At 59.5% G+C, this 15,709-nt stretch carries 23 protein-coding genes; 4 read left to right on the forward strand and 19 right to left on the reverse strand.

Annotated features, from left to right (window positions below; genetic code table 11):
* Window positions 1-3: 3 nt before the first annotated feature.
* From rplO to VDP81_RS07435, 11 genes are all read right to left on the reverse strand, one after another.
* Window positions 4-444, reverse strand: coding sequence for a 50S ribosomal protein L15 (gene rplO, locus VDP81_RS07385; RefSeq protein WP_323011946.1), 441 nt, complete (start codon window positions 442-444; stop codon window positions 4-6).
* 14 nt (window positions 445-458) lie between these two features.
* Window positions 459-644, reverse strand: coding sequence for a 50S ribosomal protein L30 (gene rpmD, locus VDP81_RS07390; RefSeq protein WP_043678932.1), 186 nt, complete (start codon window positions 642-644; stop codon window positions 459-461).
* Between the two features lie 3 nt (window positions 645-647).
* Complete coding sequence (gene rpsE, locus VDP81_RS07395; RefSeq protein WP_323011947.1) at window positions 648-1,169, reverse strand: 30S ribosomal protein S5; 522 nt, start codon at window positions 1,167-1,169, stop codon at window positions 648-650.
* Between the two features lie 9 nt (window positions 1,170-1,178).
* Complete coding sequence (rplR, locus tag VDP81_RS07400) at window positions 1,179-1,544, reverse strand: 50S ribosomal protein L18 (RefSeq protein ID WP_322995741.1); 366 nt, start codon at window positions 1,542-1,544, stop codon at window positions 1,179-1,181.
* 21 nt (window positions 1,545-1,565) lie between these two features.
* Window positions 1,566-2,099 (reverse strand): 50S ribosomal protein L6, encoded by a 534-nt coding sequence (rplF, locus tag VDP81_RS07405; RefSeq protein WP_322995742.1) that lies wholly within the window; start codon window positions 2,097-2,099, stop codon window positions 1,566-1,568.
* Between the two features lie 14 nt (window positions 2,100-2,113).
* Window positions 2,114-2,509 carry a 30S ribosomal protein S8 gene (rpsH, locus tag VDP81_RS07410; protein WP_322995743.1) on the reverse strand — a complete coding sequence of 132 codons (396 nt, stop codon included), beginning with the start codon at window positions 2,507-2,509 and terminating at the stop codon, window positions 2,114-2,116.
* Window positions 2,510-2,520: 11 nt separating this feature from the next.
* Window positions 2,521-2,826, reverse strand: coding sequence for a 30S ribosomal protein S14 (gene rpsN / locus VDP81_RS07415; RefSeq protein WP_322995744.1), 306 nt, complete (start codon window positions 2,824-2,826; stop codon window positions 2,521-2,523).
* A gap of 9 nt (window positions 2,827-2,835) precedes the next feature.
* Window positions 2,836-3,375: a 50S ribosomal protein L5 gene (gene rplE / locus VDP81_RS07420; RefSeq protein ID WP_322995745.1), complete on the reverse strand. Its 540-nt coding sequence runs from the start codon at window positions 3,373-3,375 to the stop codon at window positions 2,836-2,838.
* Window positions 3,376-3,385: 10 nt separating this feature from the next.
* Window positions 3,386-3,706, reverse strand: a complete 321-nt coding sequence (rplX, locus tag VDP81_RS07425; RefSeq protein ID WP_322995746.1) for a 50S ribosomal protein L24 — start codon at window positions 3,704-3,706, stop codon at window positions 3,386-3,388.
* Between the two features lie 10 nt (window positions 3,707-3,716).
* Complete coding sequence (rplN, locus tag VDP81_RS07430; RefSeq protein ID WP_322995747.1) at window positions 3,717-4,085, reverse strand: 50S ribosomal protein L14; 369 nt, start codon at window positions 4,083-4,085, stop codon at window positions 3,717-3,719.
* Window positions 4,086-4,420: 335 nt separating this feature from the next.
* A complete protein-coding gene (locus VDP81_RS07435; protein WP_322995748.1) occupies window positions 4,421-5,971 on the reverse strand; it encodes an EAL domain-containing protein in 1,551 nt (516 codons plus the stop codon).
* A gap of 231 nt (window positions 5,972-6,202) precedes the next feature.
* Between VDP81_RS07435 and VDP81_RS07440 the strand changes: the two genes are divergently transcribed.
* From VDP81_RS07440 to VDP81_RS07455, 4 genes are all read left to right on the forward strand, one after another.
* Entirely contained in the window at window positions 6,203-6,961 is a 759-nt protein-coding gene (locus VDP81_RS07440) for a TetR/AcrR family transcriptional regulator (RefSeq protein ID WP_322995749.1), read from the forward strand.
* Between the two features lie 173 nt (window positions 6,962-7,134).
* Window positions 7,135-8,475, forward strand: a complete 1,341-nt coding sequence (locus tag VDP81_RS07445) for an OmpP1/FadL family transporter (protein ID WP_323011948.1) — start codon at window positions 7,135-7,137, stop codon at window positions 8,473-8,475.
* 88 nt (window positions 8,476-8,563) lie between these two features.
* On the forward strand, window positions 8,564-9,190 hold the full coding sequence (locus VDP81_RS07450) for a chalcone isomerase family protein (protein ID WP_322995751.1): 627 nt from the start codon (window positions 8,564-8,566) through the stop codon (window positions 9,188-9,190).
* A 30-nt stretch (window positions 9,191-9,220) separates the two neighbouring features.
* Entirely contained in the window at window positions 9,221-10,882 is a 1,662-nt protein-coding gene (locus VDP81_RS07455) for an AMP-binding protein (RefSeq protein ID WP_322995752.1), read from the forward strand.
* 1 nt (window position 10,883) lies between these two features.
* Here VDP81_RS07455 and VDP81_RS07460 read toward each other — a convergent pair whose 3' ends face one another.
* The 8 genes from VDP81_RS07460 to rplV all read right to left on the reverse strand — a co-directional run bounded on the left by VDP81_RS07460 (window position 10,884) and on the right by rplV (window position 15,708).
* Window positions 10,884-11,294: a ribonucleotide reductase subunit alpha gene (locus VDP81_RS07460; protein WP_322995753.1), complete on the reverse strand. Its 411-nt coding sequence runs from the start codon at window positions 11,292-11,294 to the stop codon at window positions 10,884-10,886.
* A 15-nt stretch (window positions 11,295-11,309) separates the two neighbouring features.
* A complete protein-coding gene (locus tag VDP81_RS07465) occupies window positions 11,310-11,573 on the reverse strand; it encodes a zf-TFIIB domain-containing protein (RefSeq protein WP_322995754.1) in 264 nt (87 codons plus the stop codon).
* Window positions 11,574-11,638: 65 nt separating this feature from the next.
* Window positions 11,639-13,408, reverse strand: coding sequence for a gamma-glutamyltransferase (gene ggt, locus VDP81_RS07470; RefSeq protein WP_323011949.1), 1,770 nt, complete (start codon window positions 13,406-13,408; stop codon window positions 11,639-11,641).
* 270 nt (window positions 13,409-13,678) lie between these two features.
* Window positions 13,679-13,960, reverse strand: a complete 282-nt coding sequence (gene rpsQ, locus VDP81_RS07475; RefSeq protein WP_322995756.1) for a 30S ribosomal protein S17 — start codon at window positions 13,958-13,960, stop codon at window positions 13,679-13,681.
* A 1-nt stretch (window position 13,961) separates the two neighbouring features.
* Complete coding sequence (rpmC, locus tag VDP81_RS07480; RefSeq protein WP_066454649.1) at window positions 13,962-14,153, reverse strand: 50S ribosomal protein L29; 192 nt, start codon at window positions 14,151-14,153, stop codon at window positions 13,962-13,964.
* 11 nt (window positions 14,154-14,164) lie between these two features.
* The gene (gene rplP, locus VDP81_RS07485) at window positions 14,165-14,581 is read right to left on the reverse strand and encodes a 50S ribosomal protein L16 (protein ID WP_322995757.1); all 417 of its coding nucleotides are present in this window, start codon (window positions 14,579-14,581) and stop codon (window positions 14,165-14,167) included.
* 2 nt (window positions 14,582-14,583) lie between these two features.
* The gene (gene rpsC, locus VDP81_RS07490; RefSeq protein WP_322995758.1) at window positions 14,584-15,369 is read right to left on the reverse strand and encodes a 30S ribosomal protein S3; all 786 of its coding nucleotides are present in this window, start codon (window positions 15,367-15,369) and stop codon (window positions 14,584-14,586) included.
* 9 nt (window positions 15,370-15,378) lie between these two features.
* Complete coding sequence (gene rplV, locus VDP81_RS07495; protein WP_322995759.1) at window positions 15,379-15,708, reverse strand: 50S ribosomal protein L22; 330 nt, start codon at window positions 15,706-15,708, stop codon at window positions 15,379-15,381.
* Window position 15,709: the final 1 nt, after the last annotated feature.

Consider the following 15,709-nt stretch of genomic DNA (forward strand, 5'->3'; position numbering starts at 1 on the left):
CCCTTACGCCAGCGAACCGCCGGCGGCTTCGATCGCGGCGCGAGCGCCGGCCGTCGCATTGATCCCCTGCAGGGTGACCTTGCGGGTGAGTTCGCCGGTCTTGATGACCTTGACGAAACGCACCAGATCACCGACCAGGCCAGCAGCCTTCAGCACCTGCACATCGATTTCGTCGATCGGCAGAGCCTGCAGATCAGACAGGCGGATCTCAGCCGACAGGTGACGACCCAGCGGGGTGAAACCACGCTTTGGCAGGCGGCGCTGCAGCGGCATTTGACCGCCCTCGAAGCCGACCTTGTGGAAGCCACCGGCACGGGATTTCTGACCCTTGTGGCCACGGCCACCGGTCTTGCCCAGGCCGGAGCCGATACCACGGCCCACGCGGCGGCGAGGGCGCTTGGAGCCTTCGGCGGGAGCGAGCGTATTCAGTTGAATTTCGGACATCTGATTTCCTTTAATCAGGCTTCCGAGACGGTGACCAGATAATCCACTTTACGGATCATCCCACGCACCTCGGGAGTGTCGACCAGGACGCGGCTGCTGTTGACCTTGCCCAGACCCAGGCCGCGCACGGTAGCGCGGTGGGACTTATGCGTGCCAATGACAGAGCGCACGAGCGTGACTTTGATTTGCTTCTGTGCCATGTCTTACCCCAGGATCTCTTCGACGGACTTGCCGCGCTTGGCAGCAATTTCCGACGGGGTGGAGCAGGCGCGCAGACCATTCAGCGTGGCGCGCACCATGTTGTAGGGGTTGCTGGAGCCGAGGCTTTTGGCCACGACGTTACGCACACCCATGACTTCGAAGATCGCGCGCATCGGGCCGCCGGCGATAACGCCAGTACCTTCAGCAGCCGGCGAGATCAGCACCGTGGAGGCGCCGTGCTTGCCGACCACGGAGTGGTGCAGCGTGCCGTTCTTCAGAGCGACCTTGACCAGACCGCGACGAGCCTGTTCCATCGCCTTTTGAACAGCGACCGGAACTTCGCGAGCCTTGCCCTTGCCCATGCCGATGCGACCATCGCCATCACCGACCACGGTCAGTGCTGCGAAGCTCATGGTGCGACCACCTTTGACGACCTTGCTGACGCGGTTGACCGCAATCATCTTTTCGCGCATGCCGTCATCGCGTTCCTGCTCGGCGGCGTGCTTGCCTTGTGCTTTAGCCATGTGATTCCCTTAGAACTTCAAGCCGGCTTCACGCGCGGCTTCGGCCAGCGCCTTGACGCGGCCATGGTAACGGAAGCCCGAACGGTCGAAGGCGACGAGTTCGATGCCGGCAGCCTTGGCCTTCTCGGCCACGCGCTTACCGACCAGACCAGCTGCAGCAGCGTTGCCGCCGTTAGCCTGCTGGCTGGCGAGTTCCTTGCGGATCTCGGGCTCGAGCGTGGAGGCGCTGACGAGCACCCGGTCGCCTTCCGGCGAAATGATGTTGGCGTAGATGTGCAGATTCGTGCGGTACACCGACAAACGGTGCACGCGCAGTTCGTGAATCTTGCGGCGGGTAGCCGCAGCACGACGCAAACGGGAGAGTTTCTTATCCATGATTCGTCCTTGCCTGCGTGCTTATTTCTTCTTGGTTTCCTTCAGGATGACGCGCTCATCCGCATAGCGCACGCCCTTGCCCTTATAGGGCTCGGGTTTGCGATAGGCTCGGATGTTAGCGGCCACCTGACCGACGACCTGCTTGTTGGCACCCTTGACCACGATCTCGGTCTGTGAAGGGCACTCGATCTTGATTCCCTCAGGAATCTCGTGCAGGATGTCGTGGGAAAAGCCCAACTGCAGCTTCAGCTCGTTGCCTTGGACCTGAGCGCGGAAGCCCACGCCAACCAGGTTCAGACGACGTTCGAAACCAGCACTGACGCCCGTGACCATGTTGTTGACCAGCGCACGAATGGTGCCGGACATCGCATTGGCTTCGCGAGAGTCATTGGCGACGGCAAAGTTCAGGTTGCCGTCTTCCTGGTTGATGCGCACATTGCCGTCCAGGGACTGTGTCAAAGTGCCCAGCGGGCCTTTGACTACGATCTGACCGGCGCTGATGCTGGCTTCGACGCCCTTGGGCAATGTAACGGGGTATTTGGCGATACGTGACATAGTGTTTTACCCCCTTATGCCACGTAGCAGAGCACTTCGCCGCCCACGCCATTGGCACGGGCCTTGCGGTCCGTCATCACGCCACGGGGTGTGGAGACAATCGCCACGCCCAGGCCGTTCATGACCTGAGGAATGGTGGTGCTGCTCTTGTAGATACGCAGGCCAGGACGCGAAACGCGGTCGATGCGTTCGATCACCGGGCGGCCGGCATAATATTTCAAGGTGATTTCCAGCTGGGGCTTGGCGGTTTCGCCAGCCACGCGGAAATCTTCAATATAGCCCTCGTCCTTCAGCACAGCTGCAATAGCAGCCTTAAGCTTCGAGGAGGGCATGGAAACCGACGTCTTGTTGACCATTTGTGCATTACGCACGCGGGTCAGCATATCGGCGATGGGATCGCTCATGCTCATGTGTGATTCTCCTACCAGCTGGCCTTGGTCATGCCGGGGACTTCGCCGCGCATGGTCATTTCACGCAGTTTATGACGGGTCAGCCCGAACTTGCTGTACACGCCGCGGGCGCGTCCCGTGACCACGCAGCGACTGCGCTGGCGGGTGGGGTTAGCGTTACGCGGCAGTGCCTGCAGCGCCAGGCGAGCCTGGTAGCGTTCTTCGTCAGATTTGGACTGGTCGGCAATGATTGCCTTCAGTGCGGTGCGCTTCGGGGCAAATTTCTCTGCCAGTTTGGCGCGCTTGATGTCGCGATTGATGAGGGAAAGTTTAGCCACGTCAGCCCCTTAGTTGCGGAAGGGGAAGCTGAATGCGCTCAAGAGCGCCTTGGCTTCCTCGTCGGTCTTTGCGGTGGTGGTGATGCTGATGTTCATCCCGCGCACGGCATCGATCTTGTCGTACTCGATTTCCGGGAAGATAATCTGTTCCTTCACACCGATGTTGTAGTTTCCACGGCCATCAAAGGCACGACCGGAAACACCACGGAAGTCGCGCACACGCGGCAACGCCACGGCGATGAGACGATCGAGGAATTCGTACATGCGTTGACCACGCAGGGTAACCATGCAGCCGATCGGATAATCCTCGCGGATCTTGAAGCCGGCGATGGCTTTGCGGGTCTTGGTGATCACGGGTTTTTGGCCTGCGATCTTGGTCATGTCGCCAACGGCGTTCTCAATGACCTTTTTATCGGCAACAGCCTCGGATACACCCATGTTCAGGGTGATCTTGGTGATGCGCGGTACCTGCATGATCGACTGATAGCCGAACTTTTCTTTCAGGTCCACGGCAACTTTGTTGCGGTAGAAATCTTGTAAACGAGCCATTTATTGCCCCTTATGCCTTCGCACCAACGACAGCGCCGTTGGAACGGAAAATGCGGACCTTGGCACCGTCCACGACCTTGACGCCAATGCGGTCGCCCTTGCCGGTTTCGGGATTGTAGATAGCCACATTAGAGATATGGATCGGCAATGTCTTGTCGATGATGCCGCCTGGCGTGCCAGCCATGGGATTACCCTTGGCGTGCTTCTTGACGACATTGATGCCTTCGACCAGTACGTGATCTTCGTCGACACGGGCCACCACGGTGCCACGACGGCTGCGATCGCGGCCTGTCAGGACAATGACTTCGTCGCCTTTGCGAATGTTTTGCATGATCTGCTCCTTACAGCACTTCGGGCGCCAGGGACACGATCTTCATGAACTTTTCGGTACGCAGTTCGCGCGTGACCGGTCCGAAGATACGGGTACCGATGGGCTCAAGTTTGGCATTGAGCAACACGGCCGCATTACCGCCAAAGCGGATCAGCGAGCCATCTTTACGGCGCACGCCCTTGGCGGTACGCACCACCACAGCGTTGTAGATTTCGCCTTTTTTTACGCGCCCGCGAGGTGCCGCTTCTTTGACGGTCACCTTGATGATGTCACCAATGGCGGCATAGCGGCGCTTCGAGCCGCCCAACACCTTGATGCACATGACTGAACGCGCACCTGTGTTGTCGGCCACGTTTAGCGTGGTCTGCATTTGGATCATGATTTTTCCTGTTCCAACTTAACAACGAACCCCAGAGCATTTACTCAAGGCCACGCAGTCAGTTTTGGTCCCGTCAAGCCGACGCACCTTGCTGCGCGTAGGCTCTGGGTTGAAATTCCTGTTAGTGCAAATGATTTTGCACTGAAACCAGATTACCAGTTTGACCATGACCTGGCGCTTTTACGCGGCATTCATGCATGTGCCATCTTCTGTATGACTCATGCGATTCCACGTAATTCGCACCCGGCAAGTAGGCCAAGAACGTGATTATAGACTAAAGCACATAAAAAACCAAATACTGCCCAGCCATCATCCAGCGGCGTTGGGTTTATGCATCAGCTCTGGCGCGGCAAGGCGCCGTATTCCAGCACCATGGCACGCGTGGCCTGGTCATCGGCATCATCCACATAGACCCGCACCCCCATGCCGATGGCAGTCTCTGTGACAGCAACCATCATTTGCACGCCACCGGGGCTGGAGAGCAGCTCGCGCACGAACGACCCCCCGAGCTTGACGTAGCTGACGTTGATTTCATGGATCTTGCGCAAAGCATCGGGCTGTTGGTCGAGGCCGCGCAAGCCCACCGGGATGCCGACCAGAGCAAGCCCCTGCGTAAAGGCCTTGAAGGCCTCCAGGTGGCGCGTCAGGCCATAGGCATCCAGTTCGATGACCACACGCCTGAGCAATTCCGGGTCAGCAAAGGCGCAGATCCGACGGACCTCGTCCAGATACTGCACATTCAGCAGGGACGACACCGACATCCGCACAATCAATATACCGGAATGCTCGCCCAGCCAACTGAGCGCCAGTGCCAAGGCACGCATATCGCAATCCGACGACAGGCCCAGCCGCGCAGCGGCAGGCATGAACAGATAGCCCGACATGGGCGGCAGTTGCAGGCTATCGTCCTCGCGCAGGTTCAGCGTGGCCTCATGGCGCTCAGTCAGGTCGTCACCCTCGTAGACGACCGGGCGCACATCCAGAGACAGACGGTCCTCGTCCAATGCCTGGGAGATCAGCGTACGCCAGGAAGCTTCCCCCATGCGCAGTTCACCGGTTTCCCGGTCGGCATGGGAAAGGAACTCGACCTCGTCGTGACCGGCGCTTTCGGCACACATCAGGGCCAAATCCAGCCGCGTCAGGACCTCCTTGGGGGAGCACTGGACGGTGTAGTCCGTCAGGGCAAAGGCCCAGCGCGACAGATTCTGGCTATCGAGATTGACTCTCAGGGTCTCGAATAGCTCGTGCAGTCGCTGAATCGGGCGCATGACCTCGGGGCCTCCACCCACCGGCAGCAGCACGGCAAAGTCCGCCCCATTCAGGCGGGCTGGAAGCGCCTTGGCCTGCGGATATTCAGTCAGGACCTCGGTGACCCGGGTACCCACAAGATGCAGCCAGTCATCGATCTCCTGGCGGTCGCTTTGATTTTGCAGGCGCGCCATATCGCGCTGACGCACCAGCAGCACATAGCCGCTGACCGCTCCCTGCCGCGAATCATCGCGCAGGACGCGCTTGAGTTCGTTGAGAAAGAATGCGCGGTTGGCCAATCCCGTGACCGGGTCGCGATTGAGTTCAAGCTCAAGCTGCTCGATGCGCGCCATCTGCTCATCCATCGTGGGCGACACCCGCTCTCGAACCTCGTCGAGAAGCTCGGCATTGTCAGTGGCTTCGGGGGGCTTGACCTTGATCTCGGGGCTGGCGGCGAAAGAGCCTGCAACCCTGGCCTTATGCAGCGTGATCAGCAGGATCAACAAGAACAGTGCCCAGAAACCAGCCACGCTCGCCACCAGCCAGGTCTGCGACGCCCCGACGGCAGGCACGCCAATCAGAATTCCCGCCATGACCAGCGTTGAAATCACCAGCAGCCAGCGCACCGATGCCATCATGCTTCCCTATTACGATTCATGTAACCATGAAAGTGTATCCTCTGCTCGGAAAAACCCCAACACGTATCTACGCATTCTTCGACAAGGCCAGCGTCGACAGGAGCAAAACCTCGCCTTAAGTCCATCAAAGATTACAGAGAATGACGCTGCCCCATCAGCATCTAAGGGGTAACACGGATACCTTTTTCTTTGGGCTTGTGTATAGTTTTAAAACAAACGTTTGAACTACAAATGACACTATCTCGATCCACACTCACTCGCGATGCCATCCTGGATGCTGCCGAACACTTGTTCGCCGGGCAGGGGCACGACAAAACATCCATGCGCCAGATCACCAAGGCGGCTGGGGTCAACCTGTCTGCGGTCAACTACCATTTTGGCTCGAAGGACGCGCTGATCGAAGCGGTATTTCAACGCCGCCTGACCGATCTGAACGATGAGCGCCTGGCCATCCTGGATGCTCTGGAAGCCCAGGCGCATGGCCAGCCCCTGAAGCCCTCCGCCATTGTAGAGGCCTATTTTGGTCCCCTGGTGCGGCATGCCTGCAGCGCCGGCGCCGAACGCCGGGCCTTCATCCCCCTGCAAAGCACCAACCAGTCCGACCCCAATGGCGCCATCACGGCCCTATTCGAGGCCGAACGCTCTATCGTGGCCCATCGGTTCACCAGAGCCCTGCTGGCCTCTTTGCCCGGGGTTCCCGAAACCGAAATCGTCTGGCGCTTTCACTTCATGTTGGGGGCGACCGCCTACGCCATCATGGGGGCCGAAAGCTCCAACCAAATCCTGAACCTCAGCGGCGTCAATGACCTCGACGCCCCTGCCTTGCTGAGCCGCCTGATGGCATTTTTATTGGGCGGCCTGCGCGCACCACTACCCGCCCAGTCCGTTTCGGCCAACAAAACCAGCCTCTCGCACATAGACCCGGCCACGACAGACCGGCCCAGCTCATCCTCACCAAAGGGGGCTTCCATGCAAGCAAACGATGGATAAGCCCACGCTACAGCCGGTCTGACCCCGGCACTTCCCTAAATACCCAGTAACGCGGCGCCTACCGACGCCGTGTGGGTTTTTGCACGCCTAAATAGCCGCACCACCCCGGTCGGCAGGGGTTTTTGCGCGCCTGAATTCTGGCAGGCCATCCCCATTACTTTGGAGTAGACACCATGAAACAACAATACCCGACCCGGATACTGTCGGCTCTCATTATCGGCTTGGGCAGCGTCAGCATCGCCCACGCGGCGGGATTCCAGCTGCTGGAACAAAACGCCAGCGGCATCGGCAGCTCTTATGCCGGCTCTGCCGCCATTGCCGAAGACGCCAGCACCATTTATTTCAATCCCGCCGGCATGACCTTACTGCCCGGCATGAACGTCAGCGCAGGCGCGGTTGCCATCAAGCCGAATTTCGAATTCTCGGATGGTGGCACCACTGGGCCGACCACCTTTGGCGGCGCCCCGTTGGGCCCGCTGGGCGGTCGTGCCACCGGTGGTGGCGACGGGGGCAACGCCGGCTCCTGGGGCGTGGTCCCCAATGCCTACTTCAGCTGGCAAGTTGCAGATCGCTGGTGGCTGGGACTTGGTGTGGGCGCACCTTTCGGCCTGATGACCGACTATGAAAAAGACTGGGCCGGTCGCTATCACTCTGAAAAATTTTCTATTGAAAGCATCAACATCAACCCCTCTATCGCCTTTAAGGTCACCGATACCTTGTCGGTGGGCGCCGGCGTGAACTGGATGCAATTGAAAGCCGACTACCGCAAGGCACAGTTCGTGCCCGGCCTGCTCGGACCTGGCTCTGGTGGCGACCTGAATGCCAAGGTCAAGGCCAAAGGGGACGGCTGGGGCTGGAACGTCGGCCTGACCTGGCAGGCCACCCCAGCCACCCGCCTGGGCCTGTCCTATCGGTCCAAAGTCCGGATCGATGCCGATGGCACCACCGAGATTTCCAACCGCAACGTCGGCGCGGCCATCAGAATCCCGGCTATTGGAGGGCTGCAGGGCTCGTATGATGCCGATGCCTCGATTGAGCTGCCCGATACGGCGATCTTCAGCCTGGTCCACCAGCTCAATGAGCGCTGGACGCTGCTGGGTGATGTGTCCTGGACGGGCTGGAGCAGCATCCCCGAACTGCAAATCAACAATGCAGGCATACCGGACGCCAATCTGGATCTGCGCTTCAAGGACGCCTGGCGCGTCGCCCTGGGCGCGCACTACCGCTATAGCGACAGCTGGACCTTCAAGGGCGGCGTCGCCTGGGATCAATCCCCGGTGCGCGATGCCGCCTACCGCCCATCGGCCTTACCTGACAACAACCGTTATTGGGTCTCGCTGGGCGCGAAATACAACTTCAATAAATCCACCAGCGTGGATGTCGGCTACGCCCACCTGTTCGTCAAGAGCACGTCGGTGGATAACAGCTCGGCGACTTCCACGGCAGGCACGTTAAAGGGCGACTACAAGAGCAGCGCAGACCTGATTGGTGTGCAGTTCTCGCATCGCTTCTAAAGCCACCACCGCATGCGTCCTGGCTGGCCGATCCATTCGGCCCCAGGACGCATCATTTGGATGAAGTCTGAATTTGGAGTCGCCACACATGAATTTCGATCAAAAGCCGCTTGGATTCCTGAGCAATAAACGCATCGGACTGGCCTCGGTGGTACTGGCTGCCGCTGGCTTGTGGGCAATGCCTCCCATGGCTCAGGCAGTCACGGTCGCCTCGGTGGACGTCCCGGCGGAACAAAGCCTGGACGGCACCGCGCTGGTGCTCAATGGGGCAGGCCTGCGCCAGCGTTTTGTCTTCCAGGTGTATGTTGCTGCCCTGTACGTGCCGCAGAAAACACAGGATGTTCAGGCTATTCTAGATAGCCAGGCACCCCAGTTGCTACGCCTGACGCTGCTGCGCGATATCACCAGCAAAGCCCTGACTGATGCCCTGAACGATGGCCTGAAGGCCAACAACACCGAAGCCCAACTGGCCGAAATGAGCAATACGATCCGCGACTTTGAAGCATTCATGCAGACTGGCGGTGAAGGCGTGTCCGGTGACCGGGTGGATATCCGTTTCAACCAGGGGAAGGTATCGGTATCATTCAAGGACAAGGCACTGGGCGAGGTTTCGGACCCACGTTTTGCCAGCGCCTTGCTCAAGGTCTGGCTTGGGCCGGAGCCCGCCCAGGCCTCTCTGAAACAAGCCCTGCTGGGCCAGGCACCAGCCAACTGACTTTTAGCGACTGCATTAAGGAAACCCACCATGGAACCCATCTGGTTGGAACATTACCCTCAAGGGGTGCCGACTGACATCACCGACCAGGCGGCCACCTATGCCTCACTGGCGGATCTGTTCGAGAACAGCTGCCGGGAATACGCCCACAACACGGCGTATATCAGCATGGGGGTCTCCATCACATATGCGCAGACGCAACAAAAAGCCAGGGATTTTGCCGCATGGCTGCAATCCCAGGGCGTCAAAAAAGGCGACCGTGTCGCCCTGATGATGCCCAATCTGCTGCAATATCCCATCTGCCTGTTTGGCACCCTGATGGCCGGAGCCGTGGTGGTCAACACCAACCCGCTGTATACCGCCCACGAACTGCATCACCAACTGAGCGATTCCGGGGCCACGACCGTGGTGGTGGCCGAGAATTTCGCGCGCACCCTGCAGGACGCCATGCCGGACACTGCTGTCCAGCGTGTGGTGGTAACAGGCCTGGGCGATATGCTGGGCTTTCCCAAAGGCCTGATCACCAACCTGGTGGTGCGCCATCTCAAAAAGCTGGTGCCTGCCTGGAATCTGCCGGGCGCGCAGCGCTTCAACGATGTTCTGGCGGCTGGTCAGCGGGCTGCTTTCCAGCCCATCGCCCTGTCGCATGACGATCTGGCCGCCCTGCAATACACCGGCGGCACCACCGGGGTGGCTAAAGGCGCCATGCTCAGCCACGGCAATCTGGTGTCCAATGTGTGCCAGGCATACAGCTGGGTAAAGCCCTACTGCAAGGGCGAAAAAGAATGCGTCGTCACGGCCCTGCCGCTATATCATATCTTTGCCCTGACCGCGAACTGCCTGACCTTCATGAAGCTGGGCGCCAGCAATCTGCTGATCGTGAATCCACGCGATATTCCCGGCTTCATCAAAGAACTGGGCACGGTCAAATTCACCGCGCTCACCGGGGTCAACACCTTGTTCAATGCCCTCTTGAACAATCCCGATTTCGCCAAGCTGGATTTCAGCAATCTGCACACATCTCTGGGCGGCGGCATGGCGGTCCAAGAGGCCATCGCCCAACGCTGGCTGCAAATCACCGGCAAGCCTATCGCCCAGGCTTATGGGCTGACGGAAACCTCGCCGGCAGTCACCATCAACCCGCTGGACAAGGTCGATTTCAATGGTTCCATCGGCCTGCCGGTGCCATCCACTCTGGTGGCGATCCGCGACGACAATCGCAGCATGGCGATTGGCGAGTCCGGAGAAATCTGCGTCAAAGGCCCACAAGTCACATCCGGCTATTGGAACCGCCCAGAGGAAACCGCCAAAGTTTTTGATGCCGACGGCTGGCTGCTGACCGGCGATATCGGCTACATGAACGACAAGGGTTATATATTTTTGCTGGACCGCAAAAAAGACATGATTCTGGTGTCGGGATTCAATGTCTACCCCAACGAAGTCGAAGCCGCCGCCATCGAACACCCCGGCATCCTGGAGGCTGCCGCCATCGGCGTGCCCAGCGGGCATTCAGGCGAGGTCGTCAAGCTGTACGTGATCCGCAAAGACCCCACACTGACCGAGGCCGAGGTCATCGCCCATTGCCGCAAGCTGCTGACAGGCTATAAGGTGCCGAAATTCGTGGAATTCCGCGAGGACCTGCCCCGCAGCAACGTGGGCAAGATCCTGCGCAAGGAACTACGCGGCAAATAGGTCAGGCGGCACCAAACATCAGCGGGTCGCCCTGGCGGTCAAAAGCCAGCAGCGACCCGATGGTGCCGTATTTGATCATCTGGGTCATGCGCTGAAAGGCCTGGTCCACGTCCTTATTATCAGGCAAAAAGGCCGTCTGATCCGCCATGGCCGCCACAAACACCACCTGCCAGTCCTGACCTGTCTGGCGGGATTCCTGAACCAGCGCCGCAAAATCCGTGATTTCGGCCGGGGTCTTGTCCACGCATAGCAATGGCGTCAGTTCTCCGCCTTCGCCACGCGCATGGCTGGCCTTCTGGGCCGCAGTGGCGTCGTCTGGCACCCCGCTGGAGGCAAAGACAAACAGCAGGCGCTGCGGTTCAGGCTGCTGGCGAGCAGCCTGCAGCAGATCATTGAAACAGGTGATGTCCATGGAAATCAGGTCCTTCTAATCAAAGATTTCGTGCCAGAAAGATTTTTTCCGGTAATGTTTGTCATGGTAGCGCGGAGCATCGCGATATTGGCCACCAGGCGACGGCTGGACAGGGGCTTGTCGTTCTGGGGTTGAAACCTCCTGGACGCTGCGTTCAATCAGCTTATCCAGCTCGCCGCGATCCAGCCAGACGCCTCGGCACTGAGGACAATAGTCTATCTCGATATTTTGGCGTGAGGACATGGAAAGATCGACATCTCGGCAGGCAGGGCATTTCATGATTGAGGACTCCGTATTCATTCAGGAAATTGTCAGGTTCGATGATTTTAAACTAGCGGTCCACCTCAGGGAACCCCCAAAGCCGCCCCATCCGGGCCACGTGGATCGGATGCGCCGTATTGCACCCCATCGCGGATCTGGATGGTCTGGGTCTTGCCCATCGTGGGCTTGACGACGATTCGGTGACCATACTGGCGCAACAAATCCAGCGTATCCGGGCTAAAGCCTTTTTCCACACGCAGCTCGTCGGGCCACCATTGGTGATGAAACCGCGGTTGGGCGGCGGACTCAGCCGGGTTCAGCCGGAAATCAATCGCATTGGTAATCGTTTCCAGCACGGTGGTGATGATGCGTGCCCCGCCGGGGCTGCCCGTCACCAGCCAGGGCGCGCCATCGGCCAATACCACCGTAGGGGTCATGGATGACAAGGGGCGCTTGCCGGGCTGAATGGCATTGGCTTCACCGCCGATCAGGCCATAGACATTGGCCACCCCTGGTTTGGCGGAGAAATCATCCATTTCGTTATTCAATAAGATCCCCGTGCCGGATGCCACAATGCCGCTGCCGAAATTAGTATTCAAGGTATAGGTGACCGCCACCGCATTGCCGCTGCCGTCCACCACAGAATAATGGGTGGTCTGGTCACTCTCGTAGGCCTGCGGTTGGCCAGGGCGTATATCGGTCGAAGGCCTTGACCGCAGGGGATCGATGTGGGCCGCCAGCTGCTTGGCATAGGCCTTTGAGACCAGGCCCGCCACAGGCACTGGCACGAAGTCCGTATCCCCCAGATATTCGGAGCGATCCGCGTAGGCCAGCTTCATGGCCTCGGCCATGTGGTGCACCGTCTGGGCGCTGCCCGCGCCCCACTGATGCATGGGCCAGTTCTCCATGATGTTCAGCAATTGCACCAGATGGATACCACCCGAGCTGGGGGGCGGCATGGTAATAATTCGATAGCCGCGATAGGTGCCGCTGATGGGCGCACGCTCGACTGCCCGGTAGTCGGCCAGATCCTGGGCCTGGATCAGTCCACCATGACGGGCCATCTCGACCACGATCTGTCGGGCTATCGCGCCCTGGTAAAACGCCGAGGCGCCATCCCGGGCAATCAAGCGCAGGGACTGGGCCAGGTCTTTTTGTACCAGCCAGTCGCCCGCCTGCAAGGCTTGCCCATCACGCCAGAAAATCGCCTGAGTCGCCGGCCATTGGCCCATGACACGGCTGTTTTTAGCCAAGGCATCTGCCAGCGCCGGACTGACGGCAAAGCCACGCTCGGCCAGGCGGATCGCCGGCGCCATGACCTGGTCCAACGGCAGACTGCCCCAACGCTGCAAGGCATGCGTCAGACCCGCCACAGAACCAGGTACACCCACGGCCAAATGGGTAAACAAGGACCGCCCATCGACAACCTGGCCGTCCGCCCCCACATACATGTCGCGGCTTGCCCGCGCAGGCGCGGTCTCGCGGAAATCCAAGGCATGGTCCTGATTGTCTTGGGCGGTATGCAGCACCATAAAGCCGCCGCCCCCCAGATTGCCCGCATTGGGCAGCACCACCGCCAAGGCAAAGCCTACCGCCACGGCGGCATCCACCGCATTGCCGCCCGCCTGCAGCATGGCCAATCCGGCTTGGCTGGCGAGCTTGTGCTCTGTCACCACCATGCCATGGTGCGCAACGACGGGATGGAAAATATCCATGCCACTGTCGTAGGCTGCTGCAGCGGCCTGGGTGATCGAGGGGATGGCAACTACCGCAGGGGGCGCAGGCGAGGCGCAGGCAGCCAGCACAACGGAAAGCAGAACGGCTGGTATTGAGGTTTTCAATGCTTGCTTCATGTGGATGGCTCCGTTCTGGTTATCCATGCAGGCCCAAGGCCAGCCTCTATTCTTGCCTATATCAGGAATTCCTGCCCTTGGTACAGACCGACCAGCAGGCGCTGCACGCAGTCGTCGAGGCGGCCACTCATCCAGCTAATGCCTGACTGAAACCTCTGCCGCACTAATGCGGCGCACAAAACAAACAACCCCGCCGAAGCGGGGTTGTTTGTTTTGTGCAGAGCCTGTCAGCCTTTCAGGAACTGAGACAGCCCTGAAAGGCCTGCATCATCAGATGATGCGCACAGCCTCGACCAGGCGGACTACCGTCCAGGACTTGGACTTGGAGATAGGCCGACCTTCGGCGATTTCCACCGTATCGCCCTCGTTGATCTGGTTGGTTTCGTCGTGCGCCTTGTATTTGGCAGTGCGGTTGACGAACTTACCCAGGACGGGGTGCTTTACGCGGGTCTGGACGCTGACGACAATCGTCTTGTCCATTTTGTTGCTGACGACCTTGCCGACCAGCGTGCGCTGACGCTTGGTGCTGTCTTTTTGAGTTTCGGTTGTCATATTACTTTCCTGCGTTCTCAGTCATGATGGTGCGGATGCGCGCGATATCGCGACGCACCTTGCCCAACTGGCTGGTGTTGGAAAGCTGCTGGGTGGCACGCTGCATACGCAGGTTGAAATGTGCCTTCAGCAGGCTCTCGAGCTCGGTTTGGAGCCCGGCGGCGTCTTTTTCGCGCAGTTCACTGGCTTTCATGTATATACCCCTTAGGCGCCCACGCGACGCGACACAAAGGTCGTGCGCAAGGGAAGCTTGGCGGCAGCCAGACGGAATGCTTCGCGTGCGACTTCTTCAGACACGCCTTCCATTTCGTACAGTACCTTGCCAGGTTGGATTTCAGCGACCCAGAACTCTGGATTGCCCTTGCCCTTGCCCATCCGGACTTCGGCGGGCTTTTGGGAAATGGGCTTGTCCGGAAAAATCCGGATCCAGATACGGCCGCCGCGCTTGATGTGACGGTTGATGGCACGACGAGCGGCTTCGATCTGGCGTGCCGTGAGGCGACCCCGATCGGTGGCCTTCAGGCCGAACTCGCCAAACGACACATCGACGCCGCGCGTAGCCAGACCGGTATTGCGGCCTTTTTGCTCTTTGCGGTATTTCCTGCGAGAGGGTGACAGCATAGTTATTCTCCTTCAGGCGCGGGCGCAGCCGATGAAGCATCACGACGCGGACCACGACCACGGCCACCGGGGCGGCCAGGACGATCACTACGCGGAGCACGGCGCGGACGGCGCTCGTCATCACGCGGACCAGCAGCGGTTTCAACGGGGAAATCGCCGTTAGGCTGCATATCGCCCTTGTAAACCCAGACCTTGATCCCGATGATGCCGTACGTGGTTTGGGCTTCGGCCGTGCCGTAGTCGATATGGGCGCGCAGGGTGTGCAGGGGCACACGGCCTTCGCGGTACCATTCGGTACGGGCAATTTCGATCCCGTTCAAGCGACCTGCAGACATGATCTTGATGCCCTGAGCGCCCAGACGCATGGCGTTCTGCATGGCGCGTTTCATGGCGCGGCGGAACATAATGCGTTTTTCGAGCTGTTGGGCGATCGAGTCGGCGATCAGTTGAGCGTCGGTTTCCGGCTTGCGGATTTCCTCGATGTTGACGTGCACGGGCACGCCCATCAGACGCTGCAGATCAGCCTTCAGGTTCTCGATGTCCTCGCCGCGACGGCCGATGACCACACCCGGGCGAGCCGAGTAGATGGTGATGCGGGCGTTCTTGGCGGGGCGCTCGATGATGATGCGACCGACGGAAGCCGATTTCAGTTTCTTCTTCAGGTATTCACGCACACGAATGTCTTCGGCCAGCATGCTGCCGTAGACCTTGTCGTTGGCGTACCAGCGAGAAGTCCAGTTGTGGTTGACCGCGAGGCGGAACCCGATTGGGTGGATTTTCTGTCCCATAGCGACTCCTTAGGCCCCGACCTTGACCACAATGTGGCAGGTCTGCTTTTCGATGCGGTTGCCGCGGCCCTTGGCACGAGCCGAGAAACGCTTCATGGACTGGGCTTTGTCGACATAGATGGTGGTGACCTTCAGTTCGTCGATGTCGGCACCATCATTGTGCTCGGCATTGGCAATCGCCGACTCGAGCGCTTTTTTCAGAATGACCGCAGCCTTTTTAGGACTGAACGTCAAGACATTGAGCGCCTGCGCCACGGATTTCCCACGGATCAGATCCGCCACCAGGCGAGTCTTTTGGGCGGAAATATGCACGCCGCGAATGATTGCGGTAGTTTCCATG

It is taken from the genome of Castellaniella sp. (assembly GCF_034675845.1).
Lineage (GTDB): Bacteria > Pseudomonadota > Gammaproteobacteria > Burkholderiales > Burkholderiaceae_B > Castellaniella.